Here is a 15,500-nt window from a genome sequence, read left to right as displayed (position 1 = left end):
GTGGTTGCATGAATGATTGGCGCATAAGGCCCCCGCTTTGTTTCCGGGTGTTCAGACCCTAAAGCGGCAACCTAAGCATTTTTCCGCCGACACCAACCCCAAAGCTACGCCCTGCCCGCCAGAGCGCCGCAAGCGTCGCGCCGCTGCATCAGGTCAAAAGACGCGCTGCCCTTCGACCCATGTCTCGCGCAGGATCGGCAAGCCGTCGAGCCGCGCAAACCGGATCACATCGCCGCGTGCGCCGACCTTGATCGTGCCGCGGTCCGTCAGCCCGACGCTTTGTGCAGGCGCGTGGGTGACCGTCGCCAGCCCGCGCGCCAGATTCCCCCACAGATCCCCCAGTTGCAATGCCGCGATCAACAGGCCCGCGGGCACGTAGTCGGACGACAGGATATCCAGCCGGTCCGCCTTCGCCAGATCAAGGGCGGCGACATTGCCCGAATGCGACCCGCCGCGAATGACGTTGGGCGCGCCCATGATGGTCGCGATCCCATTGGCATGACAGCTATGCGCCGCCTCGATCGTGGTGGGAAACTCGGCAAGCCGGACGCCGTAGCGGTGGCTCGTCTCGACCTGCTCTGCGGTGGTGTCGTCGTGGCTGGCAAGCGCTGCGCCATATCGGGTGGCTGCCGCAACGGTCGCGGCCTCGTGGGTTTTGCCATATTGCTTTTGCACATCGTACAGAGTGTCCACATGACGCTGGAAGGCGGCGGCATCAAAGCTGTGTTTGCCGCGCACGTAGGCCTCGAATTTCGACAGATCGCGGAACTGTCGCTGACCCGGCGTGTGGTCCATCATCGAGACGATGCCAACGCGATCCTCTGGGCCGAATTCGGCCAGCTCTTCGGCCAGCGTTTCCGAACAGATCTCGGCCCGCAGGTGGATGTGGTGGCTGATCCGCAGGGCTCCGGCGGCGCGCATCGCCAGAATGGTATCGACCATGCCGCGTGCATATCTCTGGTACTGGTGCTCGGCCGAGATCATGGACCCGACGCGGATCGCATCGAACACGGTGGTGATGCCGGTGCCCGCCAGTTCACGGTCATGGGCGAGGATGGCCGCGCGGTGTGGCCAGTCGACCTTGGGGCGCGGCGACATATGCCGTTCCAGATTATCGGTGTGCAGTTCGACCAGACCGGGCGCGATGTAGTCGCCCTGCATGTCCTGCGCGCCTTTGGGCACGGCGGTGCCGAAATCGATGTCGGTAATCACCCCGCCTGCGATGCGGAGCGTTCCGGTCTCTACGCGATCCCGCAGGATCAGGCGGGCGTTGGCGAAAATTGTCTCTTGGGTCATGGCATCATCTTCTGATTGGACTGGCCAGCGTCGCAGGCTGTCTGGGAAAGGTGCTGGCGTATCGTGGCAATGGTCTGCGCCAAGGGGCCGCTGTTGTCGATCACCTGATGGGGAATACCGAGAGGCATGGCGAAATCCGCACGGGCCAGGCGGCGCTCTATCTCGGCGGCGTCCTCGCGGTTGCGCGCCGTCAGACGCGCGGCGAGGATGTCATGATCCGCTCGCAGCAAAATCACGCAAAACCGCGCAAAGAGGGCCTGTGCCTGTGGCAGGACGGCCCGTGACAGGTTCACCAGCACATCACGCCCCTGCGCCACCTCAAGCGCGACGGACTGCGGAATGCCGTAGTGCCAACCATGCGCATGCCAGCTGAGGATAAACGCGCCGTCATCCTCTGCCTTCCTGAAGGCACGTTCCGACACGCCGTCGAACGCTTCTCCGCCAAGGGTTGCGGGCCGCGAGATCACGCGCCGCGCAAGGCAAAGCGACGGGTCCGCCGCGGCCAACCCCTCCATCACGCTGTCTTTCCCCACACCAGAAGGCCCGACGACTGCAATGAACCGCCCCGTCATGCGGCCAGCCCCGGGGTGAACCGGGTCACGTCAAACTGCCGGTCGCAAATTTCGTCGCGCGCGGCGTGGTCGTGGAAAATCCCGATGATGGCAGCGCCACGCGCCTTCGCCTCGGCGATCATCTTTAGCACGGTGGCGCGGTTCACGGGATCAAGGCTGGCGGTCGGTTCATCCAGCAATAGCGCGGGATAGGGATAGGCAAAACCACGTGCGATATTGACGCGCTGCTGCTCTCCGCCCGAGAAGGTCGTGGGGCTCAGCTGCCACAGACGTTCGGGTATATTCAGTCTCTGCAAAAGGGTTTTCGCCTGCGCTTCGGCACTGGCGCGATCAGATCCGGTGGCCATCAGCGGCTCTGCCACCACGTCCAGCGTCGATACCCGTGGCACAACCCGCAGGAACTGGCTGACATAGCCCAATGTGGTGCGGCGCAGCTGGATCACCTGCCTTGGTGCCGCGGTCACGACATCCAGATCGCCCACCATAATGCGCCCCGACTGGGTCAGGTAATTGCCGTAAATCATCCGCATCAGGGTCGATTTACCTGCGCCCGAGGCCCCGACCAAAGCGATACACTCCCCCTGTGCCACCGACAGCGACGCCCCCGCCATAACAGAGATTTCGGCAGCCCCCTGATTGTGCAACACAAAAGATTTCGACACGTTTTCAACAGTAATCATCGGGTTCATACCTGTAGGACAGAGGAAACAAGAAGCTGCGTATAGGCATGCTGCGGATCGTCGAGCACCTGATCGGTCAGCCCGCTTTCGATCACATGGCCGTCTTTCATGACCATCAGCCGGTCGGCCAGCAAACGCACCACAGCCAGATCATGGGTGACGATTATGGCGCTCAGCCCCATCTCGCGCACGAGCCCCCGCAGCAGGTCCAACAACCGTGCCTGCACGCTGACATCCAGACCGCCGGTGGGTTCATCCATGAACACCAACCGCGGGCCTGTCACCAGATTGCGCGCGATCTGCAAACGCTGTTGCATCCCGCCAGAGAACGCCGTGGGCCGGTCATCAATCCGGTCGGCGCTGATCTCGACGCGGCCCAGCCAGTCGATCGCCTTGTCGCGGATGTCGCCATAATGGCGGGCGTTCACGGCCATCAGCCGCTCGCCCACATTGCCGCCTGCGCTGACATTCATGCGCAGCCCGTCGCGGGCGTGCTGATGCACAAAGGCCCAGTCGGTGCGCGACAACATGCGGCGTTCAGGCTCGCGCATCATGACCGTATCGCGCAAACCCTCGGCGCGGGTGTCGAAACGGACGGCCCCGGCGTCGGGCTGCAAATGCCCAGCCAGACAGTTCAGAAGCGTCGACTTGCCCGACCCGCTTTCCCCGACGATGCCCATCACCTCGCCCGGATAAAGATCAAACGACACGTCGGTGCAGCCGATCCGCGCGCCATACATCTTGGCGATGCCTTCCACTTGCAACAAAGGGGTCATGCCGCGTCCTCCGCCAAGGGGGCGCCCTGCGCCCCCAGATGCCCCGCCGCACGCCGCGCGCCGCAGTAATCCGTATCCGAACACATGAACATCCGCCCGCCGGCGTCATCCATGATCAGCTCGTCCAGATAGCTGTCCGTCGCGCCGCATAGGTCACAGGCATGATCCGCCTTGGTCGGCTCGAACGGATAATCGTCAAAGTCCAGACTGACCACCTGCGTATAGGGCGGCACCGCATAGATGCGCTGTTCGCGGCCTGCGCCGAACAGTTGGATACCGGCCATCTCGAGCTTGGGGTTATCGAACTTGGGGATCGGGGACGGGTCCATGACATAGCGCCCCTCGACCTTCACCGGATAGGCATAGGCCGTGGCAATCGCGCCGTGCTGGCTGATGTCTTCGTAAAGTTTCACGTGCATCAATCCGTATTCCTCAAGGCTGTGCATCTTGCGTGTCTCGACCTCTGACGGTTCAAGAAACCGCAGGGGTTCGGGGATCGGCACCTGATAGACAAGGATCTGGTCTTCGCGCAGGGGTGTTTCGGGGATGCGGTGACGGGTCTGGATAACGCTGGCCTCTGTGGTGGCCTCGGCCACGGCGACACCCGCCGTTTTCTCGAAAAACCGCCTGATAGAGACTGCATTGGTCGTATCATCGGCGCCCTGATCGATCACCTTGAACCGGTCCTCGGGCGTCAGTACCGCTGCCGAAACCTGCACACCGCCCGTGCCCCAGCCGTAGGGCATCGGCATCTCGCGGCTGGCAAAAGGCACCTGATACCCCGGTATCGCCAATCCTTTCAGTATAGCGCGGCGGATCATGCGTTTGGTCTGCTCGTCCAGATAGGCGAAGTTATAGTCGCTCATGACGCCACCCCTTCCTTCATTTTGCCCTTTAAACTCCCCCCGGAGGGGCCCTCCCCCTCGGTCTGTCCCGCCGCCTGCTCTGATGCCTGTGCCTCGCGGCGCAGTTTGCGGATCAGCTCCAGTTCGGATTGGAAGTCGACGTAGTGAGGCAGTTTGATATGCTCCAGAAACCCCGTCGCCTGGATGTTGTCGGCGTGATACAGCACGAATTCCTCGTCCTGCGCGGGGGCACCTAGGTTATCCTCGCCCAGTTCTTTCCAGCGCAACGCGCGGTCGACCAGCGCCATAGAGATCGCTTTGCGCTCCGTCATCCCGAAGACCAGCCCGTAGCCACGCGTGAATTGCGGCGGTTCGGTTTTCGAGCCTTTGAACTGGTTGACGGTTTCGCATTCGGTCAGGGTGATCTCGCCGATGTCGATGGCAAAGCCGAGCTCGGGGATCTCCATCTCGACCGCGACCGCACCGATGCGCAGCTCAGCCACAAAGGCGTGGTTGCGCGCATAGCCCCGTTGGGTGGAATACGCCATGCCAAGGATAAACCCCTCATCCCCCCGTGTTAGAGCCTGCAAACGCAGGGCACGGCTCGCCGGAAGCTCCAGCGGGCTGCGGGTCAGATCGTCCGGTGTGTCCGCCCCAGCGGGTTCCGACTGGATCAGATCCTCGCGATCAAGGAACCCCATGATATGCGGCGTTTCGCCTGCATTAGGCTCTGTTTGCGGCATCTCGCCAAACTCGCCATCGGCGGCGAGTTTGAAGTCCAGCAGACGGTGGGTGTAGTCAAATGTTGGCCCCAGCACTTGCCCACCGGGTGCATCCTTGAACGTGGCAGACACGCGGCGGTCGCAGGCCATGGTGGCCGTATCCACCGGGTTAGAGCCACCAAAACGCGGCAGCGTGGTACGGTAGGCGCGGATCAGAAAGATCGCTTCTATCAGATCACCACGCGATTGTTTGATCGCCAGCGCGGCGAGGTCGGGATCATACAGCGACCCTTCCGCCATCACCCGATTAACGGCGAGCGTCATCTGCTCGCGAATCTGGTCTACCCCCAGTTCCGCCACATCACGGTCCCCGCGCCGTTCCTCGGCCAGCCAGGCATGGGCGTTGTCGATGGCGCGTTCGCCCCCTTTGACAGCAACATACATCAGCGGACCCTCGTCGTGCGCGGCAGCGCGGCAAGCCGGTTTGCGCAGGTGAAAATGAAATCCAGCCCCAGCGGGAACAGCGCGGCGTTGCGTTGGAACGCGGCAGTATCCGGCAGCGACAGGTTGGCGGTATCCTTGATGCCCGGCCCGCTTAGGGTCGCACCCAGAGACGTAAGGTCAGGCATCTCGACAACCACCGTCGCCGAGCGGTCGGGATATTCGGCAGTGCCGATGGCAAATTCGGAGAGCGGGAGATCATCCCAAGCCCCGACGGCAAACATCGCCTGTGCGGGTGGCACAAAGGGCGCGCCGGTCTGAAAGGTGATCCAATCGCGCACATCCTGGGTGTCACAAGCGGTGCCGAGATAGATTGGCGTATCGGGATCACATAGCGTCAGGATCGCGGTGCCCGCGGCCGCGCCAAGCGGGGCGGGCGGCGTGGCCCCAGAGACGTCACAGATCGTCCCCGGGCGCGCCATCGCGGTCATCAGCCCGCGAAAGGCGCAGGCGGCGTCGATCGGGGCGTCGGTAAAGCCGCCCTCCAAAGCATGGGTCTGCATCAGTCTTCCCCTCGTACCATCGTAAAGAAATCCACCTTGGTCGCCGCCGCCTTGGCCGCGCGGGTGGCCTTGGCCGTGTCACGCCCCTTGCGCAGGGGCGCGAGGATCGCGGTCTCTACCTGCGCTGCCGCGTCGGTTTGCATCAGCGCGTCAATCAGCGCCGTCTGCAGCGCGTGGTCCTTGCTGCGGCCCTGCACATAGCCGTGACCCACCGTACCGCAGCCCAGTTTGACTGACGCACGGGTGACGGACATTTCGCCAAGGTTGAACGCGGCACCGACGGCCCCTGCCCGACCGCGCACCATTACGCCGCCGATTTCCGGCGCGCGCAGAATGCTGTGATCAGGGTGGGTGCCATAGGCAGCCCAAAGGCGCGCGACCTCGGCGGCGGGGGATTTGGCAAGCAGACCCAACCATGCCTTACGAGGCGCATGAGGGTCGATTTCTGAGTTCATCATATTCATCTAGACACCTTTTCGAGTTGTCTATACAACTAGACAAATACTACCTGTGACGCCGAGCAGCGCCAAGCCCTCCTTTTGCGAAATATTTGTGACATGCCCCAACGCACCCCGATCTGGACCGCCATCGCCCATAGCCTGCGCAGCGACATCGCAGCCGGTGTCTATGGCCCCGACGACAAGCTGCCGACCGAAAGCGCGCTGGCGGCGCGGTTCGGGGTGAACCGGCATACGGTGCGGCACGCGATCAAGGCGCTGGCGGGCGAAGGGCTGGTGTTGCCGCGGCGCGGTGCGGGGGTGTTCGTGACCTCGACGCCCACCGATTACCCCATCGGCCGCCGCGTGCGGTTTCACCAGAACCTGTCGGCGCAGGGGCGGATGCCAAGCAAGGAGTTCCTGACGTTGGAAACCCGCACCGCGCGCCCCGAAGAAAGCGACGCACTTGCGCTGGCGCAGAACGCACAAGTGCAGGTCTGCGAGGGGCTGTCCTTTGCCGACGGTCAGGTGATCGCGCTGTTTCGCAGCGTCTTCTCCGCCGCGCGCTTCCCCGACATGCTGGCGCATCTTGAACAGGCGCAATCGGTGACGGCGGCGCTGCGGCTCGGGGGCGTGACGGATTATACCCGCGCATCAACCCGCATCAACGCCAAGCTCGCCAGCGCCACCCAGGCGCTGCATCTGCGCGTGGCCGAGGGCGCGCCGATCTTGCGCACGATCAACCTGAATGTGGATGATCAAGGGCAACCGCTGGAATACGGACGCACGTGGTTTGCGGGGGACAAGGTGACCCTGACACTGGCAGATACCTGAAATCCCGAGGCGTTATTCGTAGCGCTCCAGAAATGCCTCAGCTGACAGCGTGCGGAAATCATCCAGCGCGCGGTGCAAGGCGTCATGGGGCCAGTCCCACCATGCCAGCGCCATCATCCGGTCAGCGATGCCCGCGCTGAACCGCGCCCGCAGCGGCACCGCGGGAATACCCGCGACGATCATATAGGGGGCGACATCCTTGGTCACGATGGCCCCACCCGCGACGACCGCGCCGTGGCCGATCGTTACCTCTGGCCGCACCTGTGCGCCATTGCCAAGCCATGTGTCATGACCAAGGGTAACGCGCCGGCTGCGACGGTGTGCGAACCAAGCGTCATCGTCAGCCGCGCCGTCAAAGTAGTCGCCCGCGCGGTAGTGAAAGTGATGCAGGCTGGCTTTTTCCATCGGGTGGTCTGTGGCCCCGATCCGTACATAGGCCGCGATGTTCGAGAATTTGCCCACGGTGGTGTTGGCAATGTCGGCGTAGCGGTCGCAATAGCTGTAATCGCCAAGCTGGCTGTGGGCGATCCGCGACCCGCGCCCGACCTCTGTATAGGCTCCGAATGTGGCATCTTTGATCTCGCAGTCGGGGTGGATGAAGGGGCTGTCGGCAGTCAGGCGCGGCATCAGTGACCGCCCTCGTCACCGTTGATCAGCTTGCGGCGCAGCCAGCCCGAGAAACTGTCCATCGCCATGACCATGAGCACGATCAGCACGATATAATAGGTCACCTCTTCCCAGTCCTTCTGGGTGGCAATTGCCTGCGTCAGCAGCAGACCGATGCCGCCGCCGGTGATCGCCCCGATGATCGTCGCAGAGCGGGTGTTGGATTCAAGGAAATAGAGGACTTGGCTGAGCAGCACGGGCACGATCTGCGGCAGCACCCCAAAACGGTAGCGTTGCAGCGGCTTGGCCCCGGTAGAGGCGATACCTTCGATCTGTTTGCCGTCCACATTCTCCAGCGCTTCCGAGAACATCTTGCCGAAAGACCCCGTATCGGTCAGCAGGATCGCCAAGGCTCCGGTCAGCGGCCCCGGCCCGAAGGCGCGCGACAGGACGATGGTCCAGATCAGCCCGTCAACACCGCGCAGGAAATCGAACATCCGCCGCGCGGCAAAGCGCAAGGACCGCAGCGGGGTAAAGTTCTTGGCCGCAAGAAACCCCAGCGGCAGGGCGATGATCGCCGCGCCGAAGGTGCCCAGAAAGGCCATCAGCAAAGTCTCGTAAAGCGCCCAGGCCACATCACTGTGCCGCCACATGCGGTTGGTCCAGAAGTCATGGAAGATCGCGCCCGCTTCACCGCTGAACGCGCGGCCCATCAGCGCGACCGGGCCCAGCCCGTGATAGGGGCTGTCGAGCGTGAAAAAGAACAGCTCCCACCCGTAGTCGTATTTGAACACCTCGGTGCGGTTGCGGGTGATCGTCAGCCGCCCTGCCTCCGTGTTGATCATCACGCGGTTTTTGGACGCGCTGATATAGTCAGGCACATCGCCGGGCGGGAATGTCGCCTGAACGCCGCGCTGCCCCGGCTCGGCCACGACCGTGCCATAGCCCGGGATGTCATAGCTGACCTGCGGGCCAAAGGTCACGATATGCCCGCCCCCCAGATCCGCGACAGGGCGATCCCCCAACGTGACCCAATCGGGGGCCGTGCCGGCTTCATATGCGCCCTTACGCTCGCCTTCGATCGCGACGGAAAACGCGCCGTCGCGGTTGTCCTGCGTGACATGGGTCTTGTAGCTATAGGCATCGGCCACCAGCGTGCGGGCATTGCCCACGTTGATCCGATCCCCCAGCCCCGGAATATCGAAGGCAAAGAAGATATAGACGAAATAGGCCAGAACGATCACGGGCAGCGCCAGCGCAGCCATCCGCTTGCGCGAGAAATGGACCATCGTCTGGGTGTGAAGGGCGGTCGCGGTCATAGGGTCACCTTTGCGCTCGGCAGGCCGTGGGTCAGACGGTTACGGAAAACAGAAGAAAGCTGGTCGACGATCACAATCGTCAGGAACAGCAGCAGGAAGATGGCAGCGGCCTCGTCGAATTTGCCCTGCCCCCAGCTCATGGTGTTGCGCAGGTCATAGCCGATGCCCCCTGCCCCGACGAAGCCAAGGATCGCAGAGGCGCGGATGTTGATCTCGAACCGCAGGAGCGCATAGCTGATGTAGTTCGGGGCCACCTGCGGGATCACGCCAAGCCACATGCGCTGGCTCCACCCCGCCCCGACAGAGGCAAGCCCCTCTACCGGTTTGAGCGATGCGTTTTCATTCACCTCCGAGAACAATTTGCCCAAGGCACCGATGGTATGCAGCGCGATGGCGATCATCGCAGGCACTGGCCCGCCCCCCAGCAGAAAGATCAGCACCAGCGCGATGACAATCTCGGGTATGGCACGCAGCAGATCCAATACGCGGCGCAAAGGGCCCACGAGCCACGGCACCGGGGCCAACCCGCGCGTGACCATCAGCGACAAGAACAGCCCGACCATCGCCCCCAGCAGGGTCGAGGCAGCGGCGATATTCACCGTCTCTATCAGCGAGGGCAGGTATTTCGCCATATAGCCGGGCAGCAGGTGCCCGCGTTCTATCGCTTCGCCGATCACATCGGCGGGGAAATCCAGAATATTCGGCAAGCCGTCCCAGAACCCGCCCGCATTGCGGTTGCCTGCGGTGTTAAATCCACCCACCAGCAGCGCTACGAAAAGGATCAGCAGCACCAGATTCATCCAGCGTTTTGATCGGGCCAGTGCCAGATAGTTTTCCTGGATCCCTGCCAGGTCGGGGTCGGTTTGCGATGTCGCGGTCATGGGAAGCCCTTACGTAAAAATGCTGGCCCCGATGCGGATCGGAGCCAGCGACAGTGCTTAAATCACTTGGATCAATTCGATTTTGCCTTGCGGGCTTCGATGATCGACACATAGGCGTCATGGGTAATCGGATCGAACCCAAGGCTGTCGCCCGCCGCCACGCCATAGGCGCAGTCGGGGTCGTTCTCGTACAGGTTGTCGACCAGCGCGGTCATCTTGTCTTTGACGTCCTGAGGCAGGCTGGTGCGCAGCACGACGGGGCCTTCAGGGATCGGCTTGGAGCGCCAGATTTCCACCAGATCGTTCATATCGACCAGGCCTGCGTCCACGGCCTTGCGCAGCGCGCCGGAGTTGTAGCCGTCTTCCCAGTTGCCCTGACCATCAGCCCAGGTCACGCCTGCATCGATGTCGCCATTGTTGACCGCGACGATGGTCTGCTCGTGACCGCCGGTGAACTTGACTTCGCCAAAATACGCGCCGGACTCCATGGTGATCTCTTCGCCCATCTGGGGGATCTCGATCGACGGGATCAGATAGCCCGAGGTGGAGTTCGGGTCACCGAAACCAAAGACCTTGCCCTTGACGTCTTCAAGCTTGGTGATGCCGCTGTCGGCGCGGGCAAACCCGATGGAGTGGTAGCCATAGGACCCGTCCACGTTGATTTTCACCAGCACGGGCTCGACCGCTTCGGCGTCTTGCAGATACACCGCGGCATAGGCGGAAGCACCCAACCATGCCATATCCAGCGTGCCACCCAGCAGACCCTGGATAACGCCGTTATAATCGGCAGGGGCGAACAGCTTGGTCGGGACGCCCAAGGCATCCTCGGTCATGGCGCGCATACATTCGTTCGAATTCATCCGGTCCTGCGCGTTCTCGCCGCCCAGAATACCGATGCGGAATTCGGAAATGGCTTCGGTTTGGGCCACAGCACCCGTCGCAAGGGCGGTCGTCGCGAAAGCAGCAGCAAGTAGTTTGTTCATCGGTCGTCTCTCTTTTTGCAGATAGGCCCCCGAGGATCGGAGGCTGGGGATGAAAAGATAATTGGGGTTATTGCGCCGCCACCGTTTCGGGACGGGCGGACAGCGTTTCGATCTGGGTCGATGTCGTCGCTTCGGAAAAGCTGGCATCCGCCCCGTAAATGTCGCGCGCCACACCGGTGGTCAGCTGCGCGGGTGTGCCGTCAAACACGATCCGCCCCTGCCGCATGCCGATCACGCGGTCGCAATAGCGACGCGCGGTGTCCAGCGTGTGCAGGTTCGCGATCACCATGCGCCCGTCCTGTTCGTGGATATCCCGCAGCGCCTGCATCACCAGCTGTGCGTTCATCGGATCAAGCGAGGCAATGGGTTCATCGGCCAGAATAATCGTGGGGTCCTGCATCAGTGCGCGCGCAATGGCGACACGTTGCTGCTGACCGCCCGACAGGGCCTCGGCGCGTTTGGGAGCGTGCTCGGCAATGCCCAGACGATCCAGAATATCGATGGCGCGGATGATGTCGCCTTCGGGGTAGAGGTTGAACATCGTCGCCAATGTCGACCGGCGGTTCAACGTGCCATGCAGCACGTTCGACACCACATCCAGACGCGGCACCAGATTGAACTGCTGAAAGATCATCGCGCAATGGGATTGCCAATCGCGCTTCTCCGCCCCGCGCAGCTTGGTGATGTCGCGCCCGTTGACCAGAATCTCGCCCGAACTGGCGGGGGTCAGGCAATTCATCATCCGCAGCAGCGTCGACTTACCGGCACCGGAACTGCCAATGATGCCAATCATCATCGGGCGGTCGACGGAAAAGCTCGCCGCGTGAACGGCCGTATTCGCGCCAAATGTTTTTGTGACGGCTTGAAGCTGAAGCATTCGGTTCCCCTTTTTTCGGGGAACCTAGGGCGGCATTAATTCACATTCGTTTCAGCTTTATGAAAGTTTCACGACAGCGGAACCTTTCACGATCCTCGTCTATTTCAGGCCGGTAGAGCCGAATCCGCCGTCCCCGCGCGTGGTATCGGACAAGGCATCGACCTCGACACAGACGTATTGTTGAACCTGCGCAATAACAGCCTGTGCGATCCTATCCCCGTGCCGGATAACGAAAGGCGCATCCCCTACATAGTACAGCCCGACCATCACCACGCCGCGGTAATCCTCATCCACCGTGCCGGGCGCATTGGGAATCAGAAACCCGTGCTTCAACGCCAGGCCCGACCGTGGCCGGATCTGCATCTCTGTCCCGCGCGGCAGCTCGACCGAGAACCCGATAGAGATCAGACTGATCTGCCCTTTCACAAATTCCATCGGCCCGTCGGGCAGAAAGGCCCGCAAATCCATCCCCGCCGCCCCGGCAGTGGCATAGGACGGCAGCGGCAGATCATCATTGCCGCTGACCCGTTTGAATTTGATCTCGCTCATCATCCGCTCCACCGCACGCGCGCTTTCCAAATGGTTTTAAATCCTCGCCGAAGGCAAGAAAACTCTAGCTCAACACCTCTGCAATGCGCGCGGCCAACTGCTGTGCCACCTGATCCTTGCCCATGCGCGGCCAGCTTTCGGCACCCGCATCCGTGATCAGGGTCACAGCATTTTCCGCCCCGCCCATAATGCCTGTCGCCGGTGAGACATCATTCGCAACGATCCAGTCGCAGCCTTTGCGCAGCCGTTTCGCCGTGGCGTTTTCAACGACGTCATTCGTCTCCGCAGCAAAGCCCACGACCAGCTTGGGCCGCCGCACCCCCGCCGCGCTGACGGTTTTCAGAATATCGGGATTTTCCGCAAAGCTCAGTACCGGCGGCCCGTCTTTCGATTTCTTGAGCTTTCGATCACTGGCGCTGGCCATGCGCCAATCCGCCACCGCCGCGGCAAAAACGCCTGCGTCGGCGGGCAAGGCTGCCTCTACCGCCTCCTGCATCTGCTGCGCCGTTTGCACGCGGATCACCTCTACCCCGTCGGGCGGGGGCACGTCGGCAGGGCCAGTGACAAAGATCACCTGAGCCCCCAACGCCGCCAACGCGCGCGCAATAGCGGTGCCCTGCGCGCCCGAGGACCGGTTCGCGATATAGCGCACAGGATCAATCGGCTCATGCGTCGGGCCGGAGGTCACCAGAATACGTCGCCCCTTTAGCGGACCATCGGCCAGCTGCGCCTCGACCGCCGCGACGATCTCAAGCGGTTCAGACATGCGTCCGGGGCCGAATTCCCCGCAGGCCATATCACCATCATTTGGGCCGACCACATGGATGCCATCACCGCGCAGGGTCGCAAGGTTGCGTTGCGTCGCGGGGTGGTCCCACATGCGCACGTTCATCGCCGGCGCAATCAGCACCGGCGTATCTGTCGCCAACAATAGGGTAGAGGCCAGATCATTCGCCACACCGCTCGCCATCTTGGCCATCAGATCCGCCGTGGCAGGGGCCACCACAACCAGATCCGCGACACGGCTGAGCTGGATATGTCCCATCTCGGCCTCGTCGCCCAGATCGAACAAGTCGCGATACAGCTTCTGCCCCGCCAACGCCGAAACAGACAAAGGCGTTACAAACTCTTCGCCCGCGCGGGTCAGCACGGGCGTCACAGTGGCCCCGCGTTCGCGCAGGCGGCGGATCAGATCAAGGGATTTGAAAGCGGCAATGCCGCCCCCGATTATCAGCAGAATATGTTTGCCAGCCAGCATGATCGCCCCCGTCGTCGGTGTTCGTCCCGACCATAGGGGGGCGGTTCATTTTCCGCCAGCCCGTTCCTGCGGCAGAGCGGGCAGACCGCGGGATCATACCAGGGGGGTCACATCAGGAAGTGGCGCACTTCGGAGGATTGTGTCTCAAGCGTTTTGCGCATCTTGCCAAAGGCCGCGGCCTCCAGCTGGCGCACGCGTTCTTTCGACAGGCTCAGCTCTGCACCCAGACTTTCAAGCGTGCGTGGCTGATCGCGCAGCTTGCGTTCGCGCACAATGAATTGTTCGCGTTCGTTCAGGGCCTGCATCGCCGACAACAGCCAGCTGCGCAGCGTCAGCGTGTCGTGGCTTTCCTCGACACGTTCGGCGGCCTGCGCACTGTCATCGACCAGCGCGTCGATCCACTCGCGACCCTCGTCCTCTGCCGATTGCGTCGCGTTCAACGAAAAGTCAGAGCCGGACAGGCGCCCCTCCATCATCTCGACGTCATGCATCGGGACGCCAATCTCGGTAGAGATCATCTGACGCAGCTGATGCTTGTCCAAGGTCTCGCCCGCGGCCTGGGCCTCGCGCTCAAGGCGTGCCTGTACACGGCGCATGTTGAAGAACAGCGATTTCTGAGAGGACGTAGAGCCGGTGCGCACCATTGACCAGTTGCGCATGACGTGATCCTGAATGCTCGCCTTGATCCACCAGACGGCATAAGTAGAAAAGCGCACCCCGCGGTCGGGGTCGAACTTGTCGGCAGCTTTCATCAGGCCCAATCCGGCCTCTTGGATCAGATCATTCATCGACGCGCCATATCGCTTGAATTTACCCGCCATCGAGATAGCTAGACGCATATAAGCTGTGATCAGCCGGTGCAGCGCTTCCTCGTCGCGTTCGTCCCGCCAGGCATAGGCAAGCTTCAGCTCTGTCTCCGCATCTAAAAGCTCTGCTTTCATTGCGGTGCGGGTCAAAGAAAATTCACGTGATTGCGCCAGCGTCATGATGTCCATCCCTACTATTGAGGCACATCTGTCTGCGCCTTTTCATCTAAACGCGGAAAACCGCCAGTTGGTTCACGCGGAATCAAAAAAGAATCGGCTTTTTTCCGCGCAGCTTGCTTTGACTTTGTGACAATGACGCTAAATAAATCGCAAACCACTGGGCGAATAAGGCGCGCTGATCATGACTATCTGGCATTGGGTGCGCCACGGCCCGACCCACGAGAAAAACTTTGTCGGCTGGCGCGATGTCCCTGCCGATCTGTCCGATGTCGCACAGCTCGGTCGGCTCAACGCGCATCTCCCGCAGAGGGCCGTGATGGTATCCTCGGACCTCATCCGCGCTTCTGCCACCGCCGATACGCTGGCCTCTGCCAGCCGCCTGCGCCTGCCCCATGACCGCGACCTGCGCGAGCTTGACTTCGGGCTGTGGGACGGCATGCACGCCCGCGATGTATCGCAAAGCCACCCCGAGCTCAGCCGCGCCTATTGGACCACCCCGGGTGACATCGCCGCTCCCGAGGGCGAAAGCTGGAACGACGCGGCCCGCCGGATCAACGCCGCCGTTGACCGGATCACACAGGCCCATCCGAACACAGACATCATCGCCGTGGCGCATTTCGGCGTGATCCTGACACAGGTCCAGCGCGCGCTTGGCGTGGATGCCCATGCCGCGATGGCCCATAAGATCGACAACCTATCGGTCACGGATATCCACATCACCCCGCAGGGGTGGGACATCGGCACCATCAACCATCAGGTCTGACGGCCCCGCCCCTACCTTCATTTTGCCAATTAAACTCAAATCCCGCGCTTCCCACGTTCGTTAACGCTAATTAAACACCCCCGCCCTACCCCTGAGGTATCGCAAGGCATCA

The 15,500-nt window shown here is 62.2% G+C and carries 18 protein-coding genes; 2 read left to right on the top strand and 16 right to left on the bottom strand.

Annotated features, from left to right (window positions below; translation table 11 throughout):
* Positions 1-153: 153 nt before the first annotated feature.
* Genes ABM428_RS03495 through phnG form a run of 8 tightly spaced genes read right to left on the bottom strand, consistent with a single transcriptional unit; the run spans position 154 to position 6,350 of the window.
* Entirely contained in the window at positions 154-1,296 is a 1,143-nt protein-coding gene (locus tag ABM428_RS03495) for an alpha-D-ribose 1-methylphosphonate 5-triphosphate diphosphatase (RefSeq protein ID WP_353628173.1), read from the bottom strand.
* On the bottom strand, positions 1,293-1,868 hold the full coding sequence (phnN, locus tag ABM428_RS03490; protein ID WP_009825974.1) for a phosphonate metabolism protein/1,5-bisphosphokinase (PRPP-forming) PhnN: 576 nt from the start codon (positions 1,866-1,868) through the stop codon (positions 1,293-1,295). The genes ABM428_RS03495 and phnN overlap by 4 nt, the downstream gene beginning before the upstream one ends.
* Positions 1,865-2,548, bottom strand: a complete 684-nt coding sequence (gene phnL / locus ABM428_RS03485) for a phosphonate C-P lyase system protein PhnL (RefSeq protein ID WP_037954574.1) — start codon at positions 2,546-2,548, stop codon at positions 1,865-1,867. The genes phnN and phnL overlap by 4 nt, the downstream gene beginning before the upstream one ends.
* A 5-nt stretch (positions 2,549-2,553) precedes the next feature.
* Positions 2,554-3,324: a phosphonate C-P lyase system protein PhnK gene (gene phnK, locus ABM428_RS03480; protein WP_132997539.1), complete on the bottom strand. Its 771-nt coding sequence runs from the start codon at positions 3,322-3,324 to the stop codon at positions 2,554-2,556.
* Positions 3,321-4,190 (bottom strand): alpha-D-ribose 1-methylphosphonate 5-phosphate C-P-lyase PhnJ, encoded by an 870-nt coding sequence (locus tag ABM428_RS03475; protein WP_353628172.1) that lies wholly within the window; start codon positions 4,188-4,190, stop codon positions 3,321-3,323. Before ABM428_RS03475 ends, phnK begins: the two co-directional genes overlap by 4 nt.
* Positions 4,187-5,335: a carbon-phosphorus lyase complex subunit PhnI gene (locus tag ABM428_RS03470; RefSeq protein ID WP_353628171.1), complete on the bottom strand. Its 1,149-nt coding sequence runs from the start codon at positions 5,333-5,335 to the stop codon at positions 4,187-4,189. Before ABM428_RS03470 ends, ABM428_RS03475 begins: the two co-directional genes overlap by 4 nt.
* The gene (gene phnH / locus ABM428_RS03465) at positions 5,335-5,895 is read right to left on the bottom strand and encodes a phosphonate C-P lyase system protein PhnH (RefSeq protein WP_168592787.1); all 561 of its coding nucleotides are present in this window, start codon (positions 5,893-5,895) and stop codon (positions 5,335-5,337) included. The genes ABM428_RS03470 and phnH overlap by 1 nt, the downstream gene beginning before the upstream one ends.
* Positions 5,895-6,350 carry a phosphonate C-P lyase system protein PhnG gene (gene phnG / locus ABM428_RS03460; protein WP_037965149.1) on the bottom strand — a complete coding sequence of 152 codons (456 nt, stop codon included), beginning with the start codon at positions 6,348-6,350 and terminating at the stop codon, positions 5,895-5,897. Before phnG ends, phnH begins: the two co-directional genes overlap by 1 nt.
* A 102-nt stretch (positions 6,351-6,452) precedes the next feature.
* Here phnG and phnF point away from each other — a divergent pair, with 102 nt between their 5' ends.
* Positions 6,453-7,166, top strand: coding sequence for a phosphonate metabolism transcriptional regulator PhnF (phnF, locus tag ABM428_RS03455; protein WP_005851300.1), 714 nt, complete (start codon positions 6,453-6,455; stop codon positions 7,164-7,166).
* A gap of 12 nt (positions 7,167-7,178) precedes the next feature.
* Here the strand turns inward: phnF and ABM428_RS03450 are convergent, their stop codons facing one another.
* The 8 genes from ABM428_RS03450 to ABM428_RS03415 all read right to left on the bottom strand — a co-directional run bounded on the left by ABM428_RS03450 (position 7,179) and on the right by ABM428_RS03415 (position 14,634).
* The gene (locus ABM428_RS03450; protein WP_005851298.1) at positions 7,179-7,793 is read right to left on the bottom strand and encodes a chloramphenicol acetyltransferase; all 615 of its coding nucleotides are present in this window, start codon (positions 7,791-7,793) and stop codon (positions 7,179-7,181) included.
* On the bottom strand, positions 7,793-9,091 hold the full coding sequence (phnE, locus tag ABM428_RS03445; protein WP_064216357.1) for a phosphonate ABC transporter, permease protein PhnE: 1,299 nt from the start codon (positions 9,089-9,091) through the stop codon (positions 7,793-7,795). The genes ABM428_RS03450 and phnE (ABM428_RS03445) overlap by 1 nt, the downstream gene beginning before the upstream one ends.
* Positions 9,088-9,972 carry a phosphonate ABC transporter, permease protein PhnE gene (gene phnE / locus ABM428_RS03440; RefSeq protein WP_005851294.1) on the bottom strand — a complete coding sequence of 295 codons (885 nt, stop codon included), beginning with the start codon at positions 9,970-9,972 and terminating at the stop codon, positions 9,088-9,090. Before phnE (ABM428_RS03440) ends, phnE (ABM428_RS03445) begins: the two co-directional genes overlap by 4 nt.
* A 71-nt stretch (positions 9,973-10,043) precedes the next feature.
* Positions 10,044-10,955, bottom strand: a complete 912-nt coding sequence (gene phnD, locus ABM428_RS03435; RefSeq protein WP_353628170.1) for a phosphonate ABC transporter substrate-binding protein — start codon at positions 10,953-10,955, stop codon at positions 10,044-10,046.
* A gap of 67 nt (positions 10,956-11,022) precedes the next feature.
* Positions 11,023-11,832: a phosphonate ABC transporter ATP-binding protein gene (gene phnC, locus ABM428_RS03430; RefSeq protein WP_037943147.1), complete on the bottom strand. Its 810-nt coding sequence runs from the start codon at positions 11,830-11,832 to the stop codon at positions 11,023-11,025.
* A gap of 99 nt (positions 11,833-11,931) precedes the next feature.
* Complete coding sequence (gene dut, locus ABM428_RS03425) at positions 11,932-12,381, bottom strand: dUTP diphosphatase (RefSeq protein ID WP_037944894.1); 450 nt, start codon at positions 12,379-12,381, stop codon at positions 11,932-11,934.
* A gap of 64 nt (positions 12,382-12,445) precedes the next feature.
* Complete coding sequence (gene coaBC, locus ABM428_RS03420; protein WP_132997577.1) at positions 12,446-13,639, bottom strand: bifunctional phosphopantothenoylcysteine decarboxylase/phosphopantothenate--cysteine ligase CoaBC; 1,194 nt, start codon at positions 13,637-13,639, stop codon at positions 12,446-12,448.
* A gap of 107 nt (positions 13,640-13,746) precedes the next feature.
* Complete coding sequence (locus ABM428_RS03415; protein ID WP_005851286.1) at positions 13,747-14,634, bottom strand: RNA polymerase factor sigma-32; 888 nt, start codon at positions 14,632-14,634, stop codon at positions 13,747-13,749.
* A gap of 172 nt (positions 14,635-14,806) precedes the next feature.
* On the opposite strand from ABM428_RS03415, the gene ABM428_RS03410 reads away from it, so the two are divergent.
* On the top strand, positions 14,807-15,388 hold the full coding sequence (locus tag ABM428_RS03410) for a histidine phosphatase family protein (RefSeq protein WP_064216353.1): 582 nt from the start codon (positions 14,807-14,809) through the stop codon (positions 15,386-15,388).
* Positions 15,389-15,500 lie beyond the last annotated feature (112 nt).

It is taken from the genome of Sulfitobacter sp. TCYB15, from assembly GCF_040435955.1.
In the GTDB taxonomy this organism is placed as follows: domain Bacteria; phylum Pseudomonadota; class Alphaproteobacteria; order Rhodobacterales; family Rhodobacteraceae; genus Sulfitobacter; species Sulfitobacter pontiacus.
This window is presented reverse-complemented; position numbering and strand designations above follow the sequence as displayed.

Coding starts and splice junctions, on each gene's coding strand:
- ABM428_RS03495 (WP_353628173.1), bottom strand. CDS start 1,296: ATGACCCAAGAGACAATTTTCGCCAACGCCCGCCTGATCCTGCGGGAT.
- phnN (WP_009825974.1), bottom strand. CDS start 1,868: ATGACGGGGCGGTTCATTGCAGTCGTCGGGCCTTCTGGTGTGGGGAAA.
- phnL (WP_037954574.1), bottom strand. CDS start 2,548: ATGATTACTGTTGAAAACGTGTCGAAATCTTTTGTGTTGCACAATCAG.
- phnK (WP_132997539.1), bottom strand. CDS start 3,324: ATGACCCCTTTGTTGCAAGTGGAAGGCATCGCCAAGATGTATGGCGCG.
- ABM428_RS03475 (WP_353628172.1), bottom strand. CDS start 4,190: ATGAGCGACTATAACTTCGCCTATCTGGACGAGCAGACCAAACGCATG.
- ABM428_RS03470 (WP_353628171.1), bottom strand. CDS start 5,335: ATGTATGTTGCTGTCAAAGGGGGCGAACGCGCCATCGACAACGCCCAT.
- phnH (WP_168592787.1), bottom strand. CDS start 5,895: ATGCAGACCCATGCTTTGGAGGGCGGCTTTACCGACGCCCCGATCGAC.
- phnG (WP_037965149.1), bottom strand. CDS start 6,350: ATGAACTCAGAAATCGACCCTCATGCGCCTCGTAAGGCATGGTTGGGT.
- phnF (WP_005851300.1), top strand. CDS start 6,453: ATGCCCCAACGCACCCCGATCTGGACCGCCATCGCCCATAGCCTGCGC.
- ABM428_RS03450 (WP_005851298.1), bottom strand. CDS start 7,793: ATGCCGCGCCTGACTGCCGACAGCCCCTTCATCCACCCCGACTGCGAG.
- phnE (WP_064216357.1), bottom strand. CDS start 9,091: ATGACCGCGACCGCCCTTCACACCCAGACGATGGTCCATTTCTCGCGC.
- phnE (WP_005851294.1), bottom strand. CDS start 9,972: ATGACCGCGACATCGCAAACCGACCCCGACCTGGCAGGGATCCAGGAA.
- phnD (WP_353628170.1), bottom strand. CDS start 10,955: ATGAACAAACTACTTGCTGCTGCTTTCGCGACGACCGCCCTTGCGACG.
- phnC (WP_037943147.1), bottom strand. CDS start 11,832: ATGCTTCAGCTTCAAGCCGTCACAAAAACATTTGGCGCGAATACGGCC.
- dut (WP_037944894.1), bottom strand. CDS start 12,381: ATGAGCGAGATCAAATTCAAACGGGTCAGCGGCAATGATGATCTGCCG.
- coaBC (WP_132997577.1), bottom strand. CDS start 13,639: ATGCTGGCTGGCAAACATATTCTGCTGATAATCGGGGGCGGCATTGCC.
- ABM428_RS03415 (WP_005851286.1), bottom strand. CDS start 14,634: ATGGACATCATGACGCTGGCGCAATCACGTGAATTTTCTTTGACCCGC.
- ABM428_RS03410 (WP_064216353.1), top strand. CDS start 14,807: ATGACTATCTGGCATTGGGTGCGCCACGGCCCGACCCACGAGAAAAAC.